This window comes from Edaphobacter bradus, assembly GCF_025685645.1.
Classification (GTDB): Bacteria; Acidobacteriota; Terriglobia; order Terriglobales; family Acidobacteriaceae; genus Edaphobacter; species Edaphobacter bradus.
In genome coordinates this window covers 398899-416660 of record NZ_JAGSYF010000004.1, presented here as the reverse complement: position 1 = coordinate 416660, position 17762 = coordinate 398899, and the positions used below count along the sequence as shown (strand labels likewise).

At 59.6% G+C, this 17762-nt stretch carries 16 protein-coding genes and 1 tRNA gene; 7 read left to right on the top strand and 10 right to left on the bottom strand.

Features of this window, described 5'->3' with window-relative positions; genetic code table 11:
- Nucleotides 1-57: 57 nt before the first annotated feature.
- Nucleotides 58-807 (top strand): SDR family NAD(P)-dependent oxidoreductase, encoded by a 750-nt coding sequence (locus OHL16_RS16800; RefSeq protein ID WP_263368338.1) that lies wholly within the window; start codon nucleotides 58-60, stop codon nucleotides 805-807.
- Between the two features lie 99 nt (nucleotides 808-906).
- Here the strand turns inward: OHL16_RS16800 and rho are convergent, their stop codons facing one another.
- From rho to fucP, 3 genes are all read right to left on the bottom strand, one after another.
- On the bottom strand, nucleotides 907-2157 hold the full coding sequence (gene rho / locus OHL16_RS16795) for a transcription termination factor Rho (protein WP_263368337.1): 1251 nt from the start codon (nucleotides 2155-2157) through the stop codon (nucleotides 907-909).
- Between the two features lie 163 nt (nucleotides 2158-2320).
- Nucleotides 2321-2539 carry a DNA-directed RNA polymerase subunit omega gene (locus tag OHL16_RS16790; RefSeq protein WP_263368509.1) on the bottom strand — a complete coding sequence of 73 codons (219 nt, stop codon included), beginning with the start codon at nucleotides 2537-2539 and terminating at the stop codon, nucleotides 2321-2323.
- Between the two features lie 797 nt (nucleotides 2540-3336).
- On the bottom strand, nucleotides 3337-4665 hold the full coding sequence (gene fucP / locus OHL16_RS16785) for an L-fucose:H+ symporter permease (protein WP_263368336.1): 1329 nt from the start codon (nucleotides 4663-4665) through the stop codon (nucleotides 3337-3339).
- Nucleotides 4666-4933: 268 nt separating this feature from the next.
- Between fucP and OHL16_RS16780 the strand changes: the two genes are divergently transcribed.
- From OHL16_RS16780 to OHL16_RS16765, 4 genes are read left to right on the top strand one after another with little or no spacing between them, the layout of a single operon-like run.
- Complete coding sequence (locus tag OHL16_RS16780; protein WP_263368335.1) at nucleotides 4934-6580, top strand: S53 family peptidase; 1647 nt, start codon at nucleotides 4934-4936, stop codon at nucleotides 6578-6580.
- A 52-nt stretch (nucleotides 6581-6632) separates the two neighbouring features.
- Entirely contained in the window at nucleotides 6633-8954 is a 2322-nt protein-coding gene (locus tag OHL16_RS16775; RefSeq protein ID WP_263368334.1) for a xanthine dehydrogenase family protein molybdopterin-binding subunit, read from the top strand.
- Nucleotides 8951-9421, top strand: coding sequence for a (2Fe-2S)-binding protein (locus OHL16_RS16770; protein WP_263368333.1), 471 nt, complete (start codon nucleotides 8951-8953; stop codon nucleotides 9419-9421). The genes OHL16_RS16775 and OHL16_RS16770 overlap by 4 nt, the downstream gene beginning before the upstream one ends.
- Entirely contained in the window at nucleotides 9422-10279 is an 858-nt protein-coding gene (locus OHL16_RS16765) for an FAD binding domain-containing protein (protein WP_263368332.1), read from the top strand. It begins immediately after the preceding gene.
- A 39-nt stretch (nucleotides 10280-10318) separates the two neighbouring features.
- Here OHL16_RS16765 and OHL16_RS16760 read toward each other — a convergent pair whose 3' ends face one another.
- Genes OHL16_RS16760 through cysD form a run of 5 tightly spaced genes read right to left on the bottom strand, consistent with a single transcriptional unit; the run spans nucleotide 10319 to nucleotide 15299 of the window.
- Nucleotides 10319-10888, bottom strand: coding sequence for a nucleotidyltransferase family protein (locus OHL16_RS16760; protein ID WP_263368331.1), 570 nt, complete (start codon nucleotides 10886-10888; stop codon nucleotides 10319-10321).
- Complete coding sequence (locus OHL16_RS16755; RefSeq protein ID WP_263368330.1) at nucleotides 10885-11982, bottom strand: XdhC family protein; 1098 nt, start codon at nucleotides 11980-11982, stop codon at nucleotides 10885-10887. The genes OHL16_RS16760 and OHL16_RS16755 overlap by 4 nt, the downstream gene beginning before the upstream one ends.
- A 58-nt stretch (nucleotides 11983-12040) precedes the next feature.
- Nucleotides 12041-12736, bottom strand: coding sequence for a phosphoadenylyl-sulfate reductase (locus tag OHL16_RS16750; RefSeq protein WP_263368329.1), 696 nt, complete (start codon nucleotides 12734-12736; stop codon nucleotides 12041-12043).
- Nucleotides 12733-14367 carry a sulfate adenylyltransferase subunit CysN gene (gene cysN, locus OHL16_RS16745; protein WP_263368328.1) on the bottom strand — a complete coding sequence of 545 codons (1635 nt, stop codon included), beginning with the start codon at nucleotides 14365-14367 and terminating at the stop codon, nucleotides 12733-12735. The genes OHL16_RS16750 and cysN overlap by 4 nt, the downstream gene beginning before the upstream one ends.
- A complete protein-coding gene (gene cysD, locus OHL16_RS16740) occupies nucleotides 14367-15299 on the bottom strand; it encodes a sulfate adenylyltransferase subunit CysD (RefSeq protein WP_263368327.1) in 933 nt (310 codons plus the stop codon). Before cysD ends, cysN begins: the two co-directional genes overlap by 1 nt.
- A gap of 357 nt (nucleotides 15300-15656) precedes the next feature.
- Here cysD and OHL16_RS16735 point away from each other — a divergent pair.
- Nucleotides 15657-15733: transfer RNA gene (locus OHL16_RS16735), tRNA-Pro, on the top strand.
- 182 nt (nucleotides 15734-15915) lie between these two features.
- Here the strand turns inward: OHL16_RS16735 and OHL16_RS16730 are convergent.
- Nucleotides 15916-16083, bottom strand: coding sequence for a hypothetical protein (locus OHL16_RS16730; RefSeq protein ID WP_263368326.1), 168 nt, complete (start codon nucleotides 16081-16083; stop codon nucleotides 15916-15918).
- A 129-nt stretch (nucleotides 16084-16212) separates the two neighbouring features.
- On the opposite strand from OHL16_RS16730, the gene OHL16_RS16725 reads away from it, so the two are divergent.
- Complete coding sequence (locus tag OHL16_RS16725; protein WP_263368325.1) at nucleotides 16213-16590, top strand: hypothetical protein; 378 nt, start codon at nucleotides 16213-16215, stop codon at nucleotides 16588-16590.
- 105 nt (nucleotides 16591-16695) lie between these two features.
- Here the strand turns inward: OHL16_RS16725 and OHL16_RS16720 are convergent, their stop codons facing one another.
- Entirely contained in the window at nucleotides 16696-17715 is a 1020-nt protein-coding gene (locus OHL16_RS16720) for a DUF481 domain-containing protein (RefSeq protein WP_263368324.1), read from the bottom strand.
- Between the last annotated feature and the right edge of the window lie 47 nt (nucleotides 17716-17762).

Genomic DNA, 17762 nt, shown 5'->3' with positions numbered 1-17762 from the left:
AGCATCATTCGGGTGGTCTGCAACCATCAAACAAGAAAACGCGAAAGGTACAGAAATATGAGCAAACTCAAAGGCAAAGTAGCCATAGTCACAGGTGCCTCCAAGGGCATCGGAGCGGACATCGCAAAAGGTCTGGCGAAGGAGGGGGCCTCCGTCGTCGTGAACTATGCCTCCAGCAGGGAAGGCGCGGACAAGGTCGTAGCCGATATCGTCAAGAACGGCGGCAAAGCCATCGCCGTCCAGGGTGATGTAGCGAAGGAAGCTGACGTCAAGCGCATCTTTGCCGAAACCACCAAAGCCTTCGGCAAGCTGGACGTACTCGTCAACAATGCCGGCGTCTATAACTTCACGCCCATCGAGGAGATCACTGAAGAGGGCTTCCACAGCCTGTTCAACACCAACGTGCTCGGCGCCCTCTTGGCCGCGCGCGAGGCGGTCAAGCTCTTCGGAAGCAACGGCGGCAGCATCATTAACATCGGGTCGGTCGTCTCCGATATCCATCCGCCCACCAGCAGCATCTACACCGCCACAAAGGGCGCTCTCGATGCCGTTACTGGTGTACTCGCCAAGGAACTCGGCCCCAAGAAGATCCGCGTCAACTCCATCAACCCCGGCATGATTGAGACCGAGGGCACGCACACTGCCGGCATCATCGGCTCCGACTGGGAGAAGGGCACCGTGGCCCAGACGCCCCTGGGGCGCGTCGGTCAGCCCACCGACATCACACCTGTCGCTGTTTTCCTCGCCTCCGACGACTCCGGCTGGCTCACCGGCGAGACCCTGGTTGTCTCCGGCGGTATTCGCTAATCCTTATTGCTCCTGCAAAAGAAGCGCAGCCCAAGGCTGCGCTTCTTTTCTTTTCACCGGACCAGCACCACCCGGACCCGATGATCCTTCAATGAGCCGTTAGATCGAGCTCATATTATGCAGAAACTCCGAATTGTTCCGTGTCTTCGCCAGCTTATCGGTCAAGAGCTCCATCGCCTCCACCGGCGACAGCGGATTCAGTACCTTCCTCAGGACCCAGATCCTCTGCAGGTCTTCCTTCAGGATCAGCAGCTCTTCCTTACGTGTACCTGAGCGCTGGATATCGATCGCCGGAAACACGCGCTTGTCCACAAGCTTGCGATCCAGGATCACTTCCATGTTGCCCGTGCCCTTGAACTCCTCGAAGATCACTTCGTCCATCCTCGAACCCGTATCCACGAGCGCCGTCGCAATGATGGTCAAAGACCCGCCCTCTTCGATATTCCGCGCCGCGCCGAAGAACCGCTTCGGCCGCTGCAGCGCGTTCGAATCCACACCGCCCGAGAGGACCTTGCCGCTCGGAGGAACGATCGTGTTGTACGCGCGAGCCAGACGAGTAATCGAGTCCAGCAGGATCACCACGTCGCGCTTGTGCTCGACCAGGCGCTTCGCCTTCTCGATCACCATCTCGGCCACCTGTACGTGACGCGCCGCGGGCTCATCGAAGGTCGACGAGATAACCTCGCCCTTCACCGACCGCTGCATGTCCGTCACTTCTTCCGGACGCTCATCGATCAGAAGAACGATCAGCACGATCTCCGGATGGTTCGCCGTGATTGAGTTCGCGATCGACTGCAGCAGCATCGTCTTACCGGTGCGCGGCGGAGCGACGATCAGACCACGCTGCCCCTTGCCCACCGGAGTCAGCAGGTCCATCACACGGCCCGAGATGTTGTCCCGCACCGTCTCCATCTTCACGCGCTCCTGCGCGTACAAAGGCGTCAGGTTGTCGAACAGAATCTTGTTGCGCGTCTCTTCCGGCGACTCGAAGTTGATCGCCTCAATCTTCACCAGCGCAAAGTACTTCTCGCCTTCATGCGGAGGCCGCACATTGCCGCTGATGGTGTCGCCCGTCTTCAGGTCGAACTTGCGGATCTGCGAAGGCGAAACATAGATGTCGTCGGGGCCAGGCAGATAGTTGTAATCCGGCGAGCGCAGGAAGCCGTAGCCGTCAGGCAGAATCTCAAGGACGCCCTCGGCGAAGATATGGCCTTCCTTCTCGCTCTGCGCCTGCAGAATCTTGAAGATCAGGTCTTGCTTGCGCAGGCCGCTCGTGCCGGCAATGTCGAGGTTGCGCGCAAGCTTGCCCAGCTCCGCGATATTGTGCTCTTTCAGTTCAGAGATTGTCATGGTTGTACCTGGAATTTTCGAAAGGAGGGATTTTTATGAAGATCGTAAGGCGGGGTTCTGCTTGACTGCGGAGGTCGTGCGGAAGGGCCGGAATCTCGGGTGCTGCGGGTAGGTGTTAGAGGTTGAGGTTTGCGTTCAGTACTGCCGCGGAACTACCGCGCGGCTAAGCCGCGCGGCGCTCCTGCAATTCTACCTTATGGGCCGACGTCTCGGGAGCGTTCATCGGGACCGTGTCACGGAAGCGGTCCAGAACATCATTCGTCGTGTCCTGCAGGCGGGTGTTCGGCTTGTGGAGCTTCCGCGTAGCCTTCGAGGCCAGCTGGCAGAGCTGGTAGCGGTTGCTCACATGGGTCAGAGCTCCAAAAATCAGATCTGAGCGCATCGTCATAATCTCCTTGATATCAGTCTCGGCAATAGCATCCGCCTGAAACTTGTTTTCGACTTCGGTTCCTGACAGCCGCAGCAACTTCCCTGCTCTGTCTCTTGTTCCCCGTCACTTCTTTAGACGCAGTTCGACCCGGGAGGGATTCCTGAATTTCATTAAATCGAACGCGTAACTTACACAATCTAAAACGAAAAACCTTGCATGCGAACAGACAGCACCCATCTCGCGGATGGCGCTAGCCGCGTACCTGTTACCCTGTCTTCTCCCTTACCGTGCGGGGGGTCGTGCCAGGCGTGAAACAGATGAGGCAGTAAGAAAACATCCGGCATCACCCGGATGCTTTCGTGATCGCTCGACTCCTGTCCGCTCAACTTGCTGCCCCGGACGAGGTGCATCTGCGACCCATATGCACAGTAAATCCTCAACTGCCCGAGGTCAATACTTTTTTTAGAAACCTTCCACAGCTAAATTCCAGAAATAGAATTTTTGTGACGAATTGCTCCTCACTTCCCGTCGCCCATTTCCACAGAAAATCCTGTCAAGCCCCCAAACGCACTAAATCAAAAAAAACAAGCAGCTTACGCGTGGCAGAGTAGTTTCCCCAACTTGCTACAATAGAACTAGAGGAAGCCCCGGACAAAACCGGGGCTTCCTCATTTTAACCAGTAACCCTTTTCGTTTGAAGATTTTGACTCGTAAACCATTTAGATAGAATATTTTACGGACGGGCAACCAACACAACACGTTGATTTAACAATACTTACGCCGAAACGCTAGGGGGGAGGGGGTACCCCTCAATAGGCGGGTCCGGAGAACAGCGTCCGCTGGGTGAACTGGAAGAACCCGTACGCCGCCACGCCGACGAATCCGGCCATCGGCACCACATATCCCAGCGCCAGGCTGCCCGTATGCCTGGCAATCAACCCGGCGACTGGAGGAAAGATCGCCCCTCCCACAATCGCCATCACCAGAAGCGATCCTCCGATCTTCGTATTCCGCCCTAGCCCCTTTAGGCCCAGCGCAAAGATCGTCGGAAACATGATCGAAAGGAAGAATCCGCTTACTACCACCGCCCACGCGCCCATCAGTCCCGGCCGCAAGACCGCGACCAGCATCAGCGCCGCGTTGATCACTCCATAGGCTCCAAGCATCAGGCTCGGCCGCACGTACCGCATCAACGGCGTTGAGATGAACCGGCCCAGCGCCAGCGCGATCAGCGTCGCGGTCAGGTAATGCGCCGCCGTCCGCTCGCTCACCACCGTGTACTGCTTCATATAAGGAATCAGGCTGCTCCACGACGAGATCTGCGCACCCACGTTGCAGAAGTTCGCCGCCACAGCGATCCAGATCAGCGGCTGGCCCAGCAGTTCACCAAAGCTGCCATGGTCCTCGCCCGCGCCCTCGTGCTCGATCTGGATCGCCGGAAACTTCGTCCGCGAAAGAATCAGCGCGCACAGCAGCACCACCGCGCCGAAGCTAAGATACGTCGGTACCACGCGCATGATCTCTGTATGGAGATACGCCTGATACGTCCCGGCCTGCTTCATCGCCGCAATCTGGGCTGCATTCGGCTCGATGCCCGAGAAGATGAAGTAGGTCCCGATCAGCACCCCTGTGATCGTCCCCGGAGGGTTGAACGACTGCGAGAAGTTCAGCCTCTGCTCCGACGTCACCGGATCGCCAAACTGCGCAATAAACGGATTGGCCGCCGTCTCCAGAATCGACGCGCCGCTGCCCACAGTGAACAGAGCAATCAAAAACGGAGCATACTTCCCGCTCACCGCCGCCGGCCAGAACAGCACCATGCCGATCCCGAAGATCACCAGGCCGGTCACCATGCCGGCCTTGTAGCCCCAGCGCCGCATCAGCAGAGCCGCAGGAATCGCCATGCAGAAGTAGCCGAAGAAATTCGCTGTCTGCACCAGTTGCGCGCTGAACTGCGACAGCTCAAACGACTTTCTGAACTGCTGTACCAGAATGTCGGTCAGGTTGTTCGACATCCCCCAAAGAAAGAAGAGCACCGTGACCAGAACAAACGGCAGCAGATGGCCAACCGGAAACACTGGACGCTTCTCACTGGAAGCTGGCTTGACGCTCCCACCAATCGAAGTCGAAACCTGCATGAACACCCCTTGCGTCAGTCAGAGCCCATGAGATTTGGGCCGAGAAGCGACCGAACCAAACTAACAGGTGCCTCTCAGGTCTGCATAGCAAAACTCAATTCGTATTTCTATATAAGAAATCTATCTTTCACAACTTAGGTTCGGCAACCTTAACGACTGCTTCACCAATCTCACTCTGAGTCGGAGGAACCAAATGGCATCCAAAACAGCAGAGCCTCGTTTTGCCCCGCAAAGCCGCAGCGTTTTGCCCGGAAGCGAAAAAGCTCCCATGGCAAGGGCAACAGGAGAAAAACCCGCGCCACCATCCAGCAAGCTAACCGTCTCGGTTCTCGTGCGGCGAAAGAAGCCGCTCGCGGCGGCGCACAAACTAGGCAAGTTACGCCTCACCCGTGCGCAGTTCCGCGCAAACCATGCAGCCGACCCTGCCGTCGTAAAGCTCGTCCGAGCCTTCGCGCAGGAGTTCGGTCTCACCGTCGAGCGCGGCACGCCCGCACCAGAGCGGCGGATTATGAAGCTCACCGGCACCGTGGCGGCGATCCAGAAGGCCTTCGGCGTCTCCCTGATGCACAAGACCCTCGACGGCGCGACTTACCGCGTCCGCGAAGGCGGCATCAAGCTCCCCGATGAGCTGATTGGAAAGGTGGAAGCTGTCCTCGGCCTCGACAATCGCCCGCAAGCCGAGCCTCACTTTCGCGTCTCCGGAGAACAAGGCGCCATCAGCTCGCGCCTTGCACAGGCTGGAGGATTCGCCACGCCGCACGCATCGGCCAGCTCCTCCTTTACCCCTGTTCAGGTCGCGCAGCTCTACAAGTTTCCCCAACCATCTGACGCGACCGGCCAGACCATCGGCATCATCGAGCTTGGCGGAGGCTACCGCACCAAAGATCTCGCCACCTACTTCAAGTCGCTTGGCCGGAAAGCGCCAACCGTCGTCGCAGTCTCCGTCGATGGCGCCAAGAACAGTCCCAGCAGCGCCAACAGTGCCGACGGCGAGGTCATGCTCGACATCGAAGTAGCTGCGTCCGTCGCGACCGGAGCAAAGATCGTCGTCTACTTCGCTCCAAACACCGACCAGGGGTTCATCGACGCCATCGGCCAGGCCGTCCACGACACCACTAACAAACCCAGCGTCATCTCCATCTCGTGGGGATCGGCCGAGGTCAACTGGACCGCGCAGTCCATGCAGGCTCTCGACGCTGCCTGCCAGTCCGCCGCCGCACTCGGCGTCACCATCACGGTGGCCTCTGGCGACAACGGCTCAACCGACGGAGTCGGCAACGGACAAAACAACGTCGACTTCCCAGCCTCCAGCCCTCACGTCCTCGGCTGCGGTGGGACCAGGCTCCAGGGCTCAGGCTCAACGATCAGCTCGGAGGTCGTCTGGAACGAGCTCGCCAGCAATGAAGGCGCAGGCGGAGGAGGAGTCAGCAATGTCTTCCCGCTGCCAAGCTGGCAGTCCGGCTCCAATGTCCCCAAACCAACAAACTCCACTGGCGGCCGCGGTGTTCCTGATGTATGCGGCGACGCCGACCCCGCGACCGGCTACAACATTCGCGTCGACGGCCAGAACATGGTTATTGGCGGAACCAGCGCAGTCGCTCCGTTATGGGCTGGGCTCATCGCCGTCGCTAACAAGGCCACTGGCAAGTCAGCCGGCTTCCTGCAGCCGCTCATCTATTCTGCCAAAGGCAAAGCTGCATTCAACGACATCACCTCTGGCACCAACTACGAAGGCACTCCCGTGGGATTCGCAGCCGGCCCGGGATGGGACGCCTGCACGGGACTCGGGTCGCCCATCGCCAGCAAGCTCATCGGCTTGCTAAACGTCTCTTCTTCTGCACCTTCCACAAAACGAAGAGGAGGACACACGGCGCGGCCACGTAAGAGTCGTCCGCCCGTCAAGCGACGGAAATAATCAAAACTAATCGGACCTGAGTCAGATTCGTTTATCCTTGTCCAACATCTCTATGAGCGACCCTCATCAGATCGTTGGCCAGTCACCTTTGCGGAAAGAGGGCAAGGCGAAGGTTCTGGGCCGGGCTCAGTATGTCGACGACATCGAGCTGCCCGGCATGTGGTTCGGCGCGACTGTGCGCAGTACCATCCCGCGCGGCCGCATCACCTCCATCTCCTTCGATCCATCGATCCCGTGGGACGAGTTCACCATCGTCACGGCGGCTGACATCCCCGGCGAGAACACCATCGTCCACATCACCAAGGACCATCCCTGCCTCGCCTCGACCTACGTCAATCACGTCGCCGAGCCGATCCTTCTGCTGGCCCATTCCGACCGCTCGGTACTGCCAGCCGCAGTAGACGCAGTCCACATCACCTACGAAGAACTGCCTCCGGTCTTCACCATCGAAGACTCCGAGGCTGGCAAACACATTATCTGGAGCGGGGGCGAAGGTGAACCGCCAAACACCTTCAAGACCTACCTGATGCAGAAGGGCGACCCCAGGGCCACCGAGTCCATCTTTGCCAGCGCCGACTACGTCATCGAAGGCGAGTACTCCACCGGAGCCCAGGAGCAGCTCTACATCGAAAACAACGGCGTCATCGCCGAGTACGACGCGGAGGCCGGCGTCACAGTGCGCGGCTCCATGCAGTGCCCCTACTACCTCGTCCACGCACTCACTCTCGTCTTCGACCTGCCCGAAGAGAAGTGCCGAGTCATCCAGACCGAGACCGGCGGAGCCTTCGGTGGCAAGGAGGACTTTCCCTCCGTCATCGGCAGCCACGCCGCGCTGCTGGCGATGAAGTCCGGTCATCCGGTAAAGCTCTGCTACGACCGCGCCGAGGACATGGCCGCGACCACCAAGCGCCATCCTTCGCGCACGCGCCACCGGACAGCAGTCTCGAAGGAAGGCAAAATCCTCGCCGGCGAGATCGACTTCGCCATCGACGGCGGAGCCTACGTGACGCTCTCACCCGTTGTTCTCTCGCGCGGAACTATCCACGCTCCCGGCCCGTATCACTGGCCTAATCTCATCGTGCACGCCAAGGCCGTAGCGACGAACATCCCTCCGCATGGAGCCTTTCGCGGCTTCGGCGCTCCGCAGAGCATCTTCGCGCTCGAGCGCCACATGGACAAGATCGCTCACACCATCGGCCTCTCGCCGGAGGAGTTTCGCCGCCGCAACTTCCTCTCGACAGGCGATCGTACCGCAACCGGACAGCTCCTCAGCGACCCAGTTGACATGCAGCACATGCTCAACCGCGCGCTCGCCGAATCGGACTACCACGCGAAGCGTGCCCGGTTCGACGAGGAGAATCCAACCAGCAGTATCAAACGCGGCGTCGGCCTTGCTGCCTTCTTCCACGGAGCGGGATTCACTGGCTCCGGCGAGCGTCGCCTCGCCTCCGAGGTCGCCATCGACGTCGACCTTCAGACGGCACGCCCACGCATCCTCGTCTCATCGACGGAGTTCGGCCAGGGCACAAACACCATCCTCTGCCAGGTCGCCGCGCAGGCGCTCGGTCTGCCTTACGACGAGGTCCTGATCGCGCAACCGGACACGCACCTCGTCCCCAACTCCGGCCCCACCGTCGCGTCGCGTACGGCGATGATCGTCGGCAAGCTGGTCGAACGCGCCTCAACCCAGGTCCTCGAAAAGCTTCGCACCGAGGCCGGGCTTCCCACTCCGCACACACCTGAAGATTTCAAGCGAGCCGTCAGCCGCTACGGCCAGCAATATGACAACCTCGAAGTCTGCCTTCGCTATGAAGCACAGGGCGACATCTTCTGGGACGACGATCACTTCTGCGGCGACGCCTATCCTGCCTACGCATGGGCCGTCTACGTCGCAGAGGTTGCCGTCGATACCACCACCTGCTCCGCGACTGTTACCAACTTCCACGCACTGCAGGAGGTGGGCCGCGTCCTCCATCCCATCCTGGCTGCCGGCCAGGTCGAAGGCGGCGTAGCGCAGGCGATCGGCTACGCGCTCTACGAAAAGTGCATCTGGGACAACGGCCACCTCGCCAACAACCAGATGACCAACTACATCATGCCCACCAGCGCCGACCTTCCGCCCATCCACGTCTCCTTCGAGGAGACGCCATGCATCCATGGAGCCTTCGGCGCGAAGGGCGTTGGTGAACTTCCCATGGATGGTCCCGCGCCAGCCATCCTCAACGCCATCGAGCATGCCACCGGCATCGCCTTCAACCACATTCCGCTGCTCCCCGAAGACATCTACGAGCGAATGAGCCAGTCCTCGAACTCTGGCACCGAAGCCCTGAGTCCCGCAGTCGCTGGCCCCATCCTCAGTGAGACCACCGTATGACCTCGATCACCTTCACCATCAACGGCGCCGCCCGGACCGTCCAAGCGCCCCCCATGAAGCGGCTCCTCGACGTGCTGCGTGAAGACCTGCGCCTCACAGGAACCAAGGAGGGCTGCGGCGAAGGCGAGTGCGGAGCCTGTGCCGTCATTCTCAACGGCGATCTCGTCAACTCCTGCCTGATCCCAGTGCTGCAGGCCGACGGAGTCGAGATCACCACGATCGAAGGTCTCGCACACGATGAGCGGCTTCACCCCATCCAGCAGTGCTTCCTTGAGAACGGCGGCGCCCAGTGCGGTATCTGCACTCCGGGCATGATCCTCGCGACCCATCACCTTCTCAGCAAACATCCGCACCCTTCGCTAGTGCAGATACAGGAAGGGCTCTCGGGCAATCTCTGCCGCTGCACAGGCTACATGCGTATCTTTAGCGCGGTCCAGGCTGCAGCCAACGCGGGAGCTGACCGATAGATGCGGTCCAACGTCAGCCAGTACGAGATCATCGCGCCTGCCTCTCTCGATGCGGTCCTCCAGATCCTCGCCGACTCGCCCGACCACTACACTCCCATCGCAGGCGGAACCGAACTCATGGTCGCGCTCGGCGCTGGACACCTTCAGCCTCATAAACTCGTCTCACTCTGGAACCTCGACGAGCTGCGCTTCATCGAGGTTGTCGACGACGCCATCACCATCGGCGCTGGAACTACCTTCACCGATATCCGCAACCATCCCGTCATCGCCGAGGAGTTCCCCCTTCTCGAACAGGCTGCAAGCTGGACCGGCAGCATCGCGAACCAGAATCGCGCCACCATCGGCGGCAACATCGTCAACGCAAGCCCCGCGGCAGACTCGCCTCCGGCACTGCTCGCCTATAATGCCGAGGTCACGCTCGTCTCCATCCATGACGAGCGCGTTCTGCCTTACCGGGACTTTCACCTCTCCTACAAGAAGACTGCTCTTGCACCGGACGAGCTTCTTCACAGCATCACGCTATTACGCAACACACAAGGTTACAAACAATACATCCGCAAGGTGGGGACTCGTAACGCTCAGGCCATCTCAAAGGTGGCGCTGGCAGCTCTGGCTCGCGTCAACAACAGCCTCATTGAAGACATCCGAATAGGAGCCGCATGCCTCCGCGAGGTTCCCGCTCGTCTCACAGCTACCGAACAAGCGCTGCTCCACCAGCCCATCACTCCGAAGACGATTGCTGCCGCCAGAGCAGCTCTCATTGGCGAATCCAAGCCGATCGACGACATACGAAGCACCGCGAAGTACCGCACCGGCGTCGCCGCCAATCTGCTTGAGGAGTTCCTTCGGTCGCTCTGACATGCGTCTCGCGTCACTGCGATAAAAGGCTGGATGGCCTCACTGCTCAAACAATTCCCTGGCTCGCTCCAGGTCGTCAGACGTATCCACATCCAGCTCACCGTTGGCCAACTCTTCATAGCGAGCATCTTTAAGCAACTCCCTCGCTCCGGCGTCTCCCTTGAGCGCCATCAGTGCATCGAAGTGCTTGTTTGGAAAGAAAGCCGGAACCCCATTCCTAGCTGCATAGCGTGACGCTTTGATCTCGTTCTTCAGCATCAGCCGCATCAGATGCTCTGCCGTGACTGCAGGCTGATCACAGGTCAAAATCACCGCGCCGTCGACTTTGCCGGCTACATTCTTGCACGCATGGACACCCCACCTGATCGACGAACCCATCCCCTCTTGCCACTGGTCGTTGATCACGGTAACGACGTCGCCGAGCGAACACCCGGTCAATATCTGCAGATAGTCTGAGCCAAGAACCACAATTATCGGCGAACATCCGGCATCGCGAGCCACCCTTACCGTGCGCTCCAGCAATGTCTCGTTGCCCAGACGTACGAGTTGCTTTGGCTCACCCAGCCTGCTTGAAGCGCCTGCGGCCACAATCACTGCAGCTATACTCACCGCACCTCATCGAGCGCGCACTGCGGAAGATACCGTGCCACGCCACCCTCATTCACATAGCGCGCAACGTCTTCGGCGGTGAGCCTGCGCGAAGCTCCCAGCCTTCCTTCGCACACAGCCTGCGCCTCCGCGAGCACGGCCAGTGCAATCGCTTCTGGCCCGTCGCCGCCGAGATCCAATCCCACCGGTGCATAGATGCGCTCACAGCATGCAGCGACACTCAGTCCAATCCTTGCGGCGGCCTCGCTCAACAGAAGCGAGCTGCGATGCCGCGCTCCTAGTACTCCGAAATACCGCGGCGCAACCGGCAACAGAGCCGTCAGGATCTCGCGGTCCTGCTCGTAGCTGTGCGTCATCACCACAACTGCGTCCGAAGCCTTGATACCCAAGCTATTCACACCGTCCGCTACAACACGCTCCGCCGCAGGAAACCGCTCGGCACGTGCCAACTGGGAGCGACCGTCCGCTACGACCACACTCCAGCCCATCAATGCGGCCATGCTCACCAATGGCCTTGCATCGTCACCCGCTCCCAGCACAAACAAACGCTGCGGCGCGCGAAGCTCCTCGACGAAGCGGCCTTCATATTGCTCATTTGCTCGCAGCCCCCGAGCGCACTCAATCTTCTTCTCGCTCAGTCCTTCGCTGGCAAAGACCACCGCTCCCTCCACCAGCACAACACGTCGAAGCGCCCTGCCCTCACCCGGAAGCCATGTCACCACCACGGCGGTTGTTCCGGAGAGAGTTCCCTCCATCGCGCTCATCAGCGCGCTGCACTCCGGAGTATCCGCACGCTCCAGCAGCAGATCCACGACTCCGCCGCAACCTAGCCCAAACGGAACCTCCGCCGTATCGTCGAACATCGTCGAGTAGCGCTGCACCCTAGCGCCTTCGCGCACCATCCAGGCCGCCTTGCGGATCACCTCAGCCTCAAGGCATCCTCCGCTGATCGTCCCGGCGTATTCTCCACTCTGCGCGAGCAGCAGCCTAGCACCAGCCCGCCGGTAGCTCGAGCCCTCTACGCGCACCAGCGTCACCATCACCGAGGCTCCGCCCAGCCGCCAAAGCTGAACGATCTGCCGCCGCTCCATCATGGAATCAGCTTAGTCCTTTTTGCGCGGCAGCAGCCAACTCTTTGACCGCGCGCACTCCTCAGGCCTTCTCCGAGAAGGTGTGGATGCCGCACTCCAGCTTCTTGCCGCCCCAGCGTCCGCTGCGGGCATCGGCCCCCGCCTCGGGAATGGCCGTGCACGGCTCACAACCGATGCTCGTGTATCCGCGTGCGTAGAGCTCAAGCTGCGGAATGCCGTGCAGCTGCGCATATTCCGTCACGCGCGCCCAGTTCCAATCCGCCAGCACGCTCACCTTTTTCAGATGCTTGCCTGTCGGAGTCCGATGGTCCTCCACCTTCTTCAGCCCCGCGCGCGTCGGCGACTGCTCTCTGCGCAGCCCGGTAAACCACCAGTCGAAAGGCTCCAGCGAACGCATCAGAGGCTCTACCTTGCGCGCCTGGCAGCACGCTGTCGGCTGAACAATGTGCAGCTTGCCGAACTGCGCCTCGTACTGAGGAACCGTCAACTCCGGCAGAGCGTTGATGAGATTCAAGCCCCACTCCGCAGTCATCCGGTCGCGATAGGCGATCAATTCCTTGAAGTGGTAGCCCGTCTCAAGAAAGATCACCAGCACATCCGGCAGATGCTGGCGCAGCAGATGCAGCACGACCATATCTTCAGTCTGGAAGCTGCTCGTCAGACAAACGCCTTTGCCCTGCGACTCGCGTACGACCTGCTCCACCAACGCCTCTGCGCTCGTCGCCTCATAGTCTACCGATGTCTCGATCACGCTCATTCCTTCACTCCTGCCAGCCGTAGAACTTCGTTATCGTCTAATCCCTCGCCCAACACCACACCGCCCTCGGCAAAGCTCTCAATCTGCGCGAGCGACTCCGCAGACAACTCACGCGACGACACCGCAACTACTCCAGCCAATTGCAGTGCGCGCACGGCAGCGGCTACGGCACTCTCGGGAATCAGCGCATCGTCGACGACCGCGGCCCTCTCGCCCCGCGCTCCCAGCCCATCACGCACGCGCTCGGCAAGCTCCGGCCTGGACGGCACCAGCACCAGGACTGCCCGCGCCACGTACGTATCGGATACCGCAACTGCGCCAACGATCATCGCCGCGCCAACTGTGGCGTTCGTCAGGCCGTCGATCAGGATCAGCGACCCGATGTTGCGATCCTCCGCATAGGCATCGAAGAAGAGCGGCAGGTTCGTCTCGAACTCCACCTCGGCAATCTCGTTCATCGCCAGCCGCTCCGCCGAACCATGCTCCTGCGAGCCAATATCCACGCGATACCGGATCGCCCGCACCGTCGCACGCACCATGCGGGTCGTGTGCTTGGCGATATACGTGCGTCCCGGCACCAGCGGCTCCTCGTGCATCCACACCACCATGGCGCGGAATCGACGGCTCACCTCAGGCGCTGCATCGCTGGCATCCACTAGCATCTCGCCGCGGCTCAGGTCGATCTCATCCTCGAGTTCCACCGTAACGCTCTGGGGATGCGTAGCGGCAGCAAGATCGCCGTCGTACGTCACTATCCTGCGCACGACCGTCTCGCGGCCTGAAGGCAGCGCCTTTACTCGCTGCCCGGCGCGCAATACGCCGCGAGCCACCTGCCCTGCAAATCCGCGAAACTCCGCGTCCGGCCTCAGCACCAACTGGACCGGAAAACGCAGCGGCCCCTTGGCCTCACCCTCGTGCAGAGGTACCGTCTCCAGATACTCCAGCAGCGTCGGCCCTTCATACCACGGCATCGCCGCGCTCGGGGTAACCACGTTGTCGCCTTCGAGCGCGCTCACCGGAATCGCCGTAACGCTCCGCACTCCCAGCCTTGAAGCCAGCTCGCTGAACTCGCTGCGGATCGAGGCGAAGGTCTCCTCCGAGTATCCGACGAGGTCCATCTTGTTGACCGCAGCCACTACATGTGGAATCCTCAGCAATGCAGCGATGTAGGTATGCCGCTTCGACTGCGACAGCAGCCCGCCTTCGCGCAGAAACGCCTTCGCGTCGATCAGCACGATGGCCACATCTGCGGTCGAGGCTCCCGTCGCCATGTTGCGCGTGTACTGCTCATGCCCTGGAGTATCCGCGATGATGAACTTCCGCCGCGCCGTCGAAAAATAACGGTAGGCCACATCGATGGTGATGCCCTGTTCGCGTTCGGCCTTCAGGCCATCCGTCAGCAGCGAAAAATCCACATGGCCGCCCGCGGCGCGATTCACCCTGCTCTTCTTCACCGCAGCGAGCTGATCCTCATACACGCTCTTGGTGTCGTGCAGCAGCCGCCCGATCAGCGTGCTTTTGCCGTCATCCACGCTACCGGCCGTGGTGAACCGCAGCATCTCCTGCCCGAGGTGCGCCTCAAGAAACGAATCAAACTCACTGCTCGCGACGTACTCTCTCGCCTCAACCATTAGAAGTAGCCCTCCCGCTTCTTCACTTCCATCGAGCCCTCTTCGTCATGGTCGATCGCGCGGTTCTCGCGCTCGCTCCTCCGGAACGTCATCAGCTCCTCGATGATCTTCGGCAGCGTGTCTGCTTCGCTGCGGATCGCGCCCGTGCACGGCGCGCAGCCCAACGAACGCATCCTTACCTTCACCGTCTCTACCTTCTCGCCTGGCAGAAGCTTCATTCCTTCGCTGTACAGAGTCAACGCGCCACCCCGCACCACCAGCGGCCGCTCCTTGGCGAAGTACAACGGCACAATCGGAATCCTCTCCGCATACAGGTAGAGCCAGATGTCCATCTCGGTCCAGTTCGAGAGCGGGAACACGCGGATGCTCTCTCCCTTGCGCAGCCGCGAGTTGTACAGACTCCACAGCTCCGGCCGCTGGTTCTTCGGGTCCCACTGCCCCGCGCCGTCGCGAAAGCTGTACACGCGCTCCTTGGCCCGGCTCTTCTCCTCATCCCTGCGAGCACCGCCAAACGCTGCGTCGAAGCCGCCCTCCGCCAGCGCATCCAGCAGACTCCGCGTCTTCAGCAGGCCGCAGCAGTTCTGCGTCCCCAGCGTGTAAGGATTTGCGCCTGCCGCAATCGCCTCTTCGTTGCGATGCACAATCAGCTCCGCGCCGATCTCTCGCGCATATGCATCGCGGAACTGGATCATCTCGGGAAACTTGTAACTGGTATCGACGTGAAGCAGCGGAAAGGGAATCTTCCCAGGATAGAACGCCTTCTGCGCCAGGCGCAGCATCACGGAGGAGTCCTTCCCGATCGAGTACAGCATCACCGGCCGCGCAAACTCCGCCACGGCCTCTCGCAGAATCGCGATACTCTCAGCCTCAAGGGCCTGCAGATGGTTCAACTGCGCCGGTGGGCTTACTGCTTCTTGTTCCAGACCAATCATTGGATAGAGAATCTCCGTGAAGACACTGCGCCCAGCGGCAAATGCAGGTTCACAGCGCTTGAACTTCAAAAGGGTTGAATAATTAAGGAAGGAAGACGGGTCGCTAGCGACGACAACACGGCGCAAGGCTCATGCAGCAACAACAACACGCGCGCTTGATCGAGGACACCATCTGCCGCTTAGTATATCAAGTACGCTTTCTTGTGAGACCGGGACCCGCGGATTGTTCACCTCCGCCAGCGACCCGAATTTCTGCTAAACTAATCCAGTCGGTGGAGCGAGCCGGCAAGCGCTCCCAGAGCTTGCATGACACGGAACGTTCCTCGTCGCCGGCATCTTATTGCAACAATAATAGTTCGGGGCGTAGCGCAGTCTGGTAGCGCACCTGGTTCGGGACCAGGGGGTCGGAGGTTCGAATCCTCTCGCCCCGACCATTCTTCAGATTTGGCTCTCTCGAATATGATGTCGAAGGGTTTTCTGTATGTGGGCGTTACACTTACGGCGTCCACCGAGCAGTTCGAAAATAGCATTCTGAGCAATTTGGCCTTTTCGGTCGAATCCTGCGAAACATACAGTAAATAGGCCTTATTCGCGAGTTCGAAAATCCTTCGCGCGTCTAGAGCGCGGTCACTGGTATCGGGCTGTTCAGGCCGTTCATCGCCATCTTGACCTGCTGCTCTTCCATTCGCCAATCGCTCATCTTTCGTTCCCAGTAGTCCTCCGGGATTTTGCCGTCGAGCTTGTCGTTGTAAGCGTCGTCCATCCGCTTACGAATAGCTGTCAACCGAGCCTCCAGCCGCGAACGTTCCGCGTTCACTTTGCTGGCAGACTGCTGCTGATCTTTACGTAAGGAAACGATCTGAGAGACGACTTCCTCCGGCACTTGGAGGCCTTTCAGAGGCTCTCCTAAGCGTTGGGCAAGGTCTTCCTCGCGGAAGCGTGGAAGGTCGCACTTGCCGCGATGTCCGGTGCATCGGTAATAAACGTATTTTTGCTTCTGTATGTCGCCCGTGAGCGCCGCTCCCTAGCGGGGATTTTCAAGTTCAATTTAGAGCCCGAGGTGCGGACAGCAAGCACTCACTTTAGAGTGCCGGAACCAGGTATACCGATCACACGCGATCACATCTCTAAGGCGCTGGAACACAAACGGCTTGGCTTGATCTCTGAGCGAGCGCTTGTGTACTGGGCAACAATGCTCCTGCTCAATGATGCCTACGAGCTTGATCCCAAGGACGAGGACTTCGTTGCAGGCTGGCTGAACGACATCAGCTATAACCTCGATCCTACTTAGGCTGCACATAGGGCGTCTGCGGGCCATGTCTGAGGGCAGCCCCTCCCCTCTTAGAAACCGCGCGAAATCGTTAATACACCGGGCCAGGTGCCGTCCACACTAACCCTAATGAAACGACCATCCTAGGGTTGTCGATCCGCCAAAGTTGTTGGTCGGCGCACCTACGACCGGCTGGTTGTCGTAGTTATCGTAAAAGCTCAAGCGGACATAAAAGTCATGGAGGAATTTGTAGTACACGTCCTGATTCAAAGTCATGCGCACGCGACCCGGCGAGGTAAGGCTTGGATAGAGCCAGACCGATGTATTGAAGGTCGTCGAATCAAACCGGAATGTTGAGTATTCCAGTGAGAAGGCGGAGTCCAATGCCTCCGTACGTGCACTGCTGACGGCGTTTTGGGAGTCTCGCTCAAGCGTCAAAGCGAGTCCACTCACAACAGTCAAGTTGTTGCGGTTCGTGAAGATGGGGCGCGTAGCCAAAGCTGCTCCCAAAGTAGAGCGTAGAGAAACCTGCTGCTCTGAGCTCGAAAGAAAGTTCGCGATTCCACCGGCGTACCAATTGGATTTGCGCAGTTGTCTAAAGAGCGCAGTCTTTACCGTAGTTTCGTCGGTGTTCGAGGTCTTTCGTTGGCTCGTCCATTGAGAACTGAAATTCAAAGAAAACAGATTTTTATCGGATTGATAGCCCAGATCGCCCTGGAGAGTGAGACTCTTCAGGTCATTCGATTTCGCGAAACTTGACCCAAGGTCGAAATCTCCACGGAATCGCCTAAGAAAGGTCCGCCCCAACTGTTCTATCTGGATAACGGAATCAAAAGGCAGTGTCGCCGTAGCATTTTCGTCGACCACCATCGTTCGGTTCTCTGCGCCCTTACTGATCGTGCCCGTATAGATTGTTCCACGCGGGTCCATAATCATGAACCCCTGCTTGCTCTCGACATGATCTACCTTGGCCCAGTCGATGACAAACGAGCTACTCGTGTAATCAGGCTTGATGGAGAGCTGGCCCTGATTGAGAGACTGGAGTTCGCCGTGATCTTGTCGCCGTTGCGCATGTAGACGATATCCGTCTTGGTGCGGCTGCTCGCCAGTGCGATACAAGGCGCGAGGAGAGACAGAGCGATCCATCCTTGAAAAACCCTGCGTGAGTTGTGGTCGAACCGTTGTACAACAGC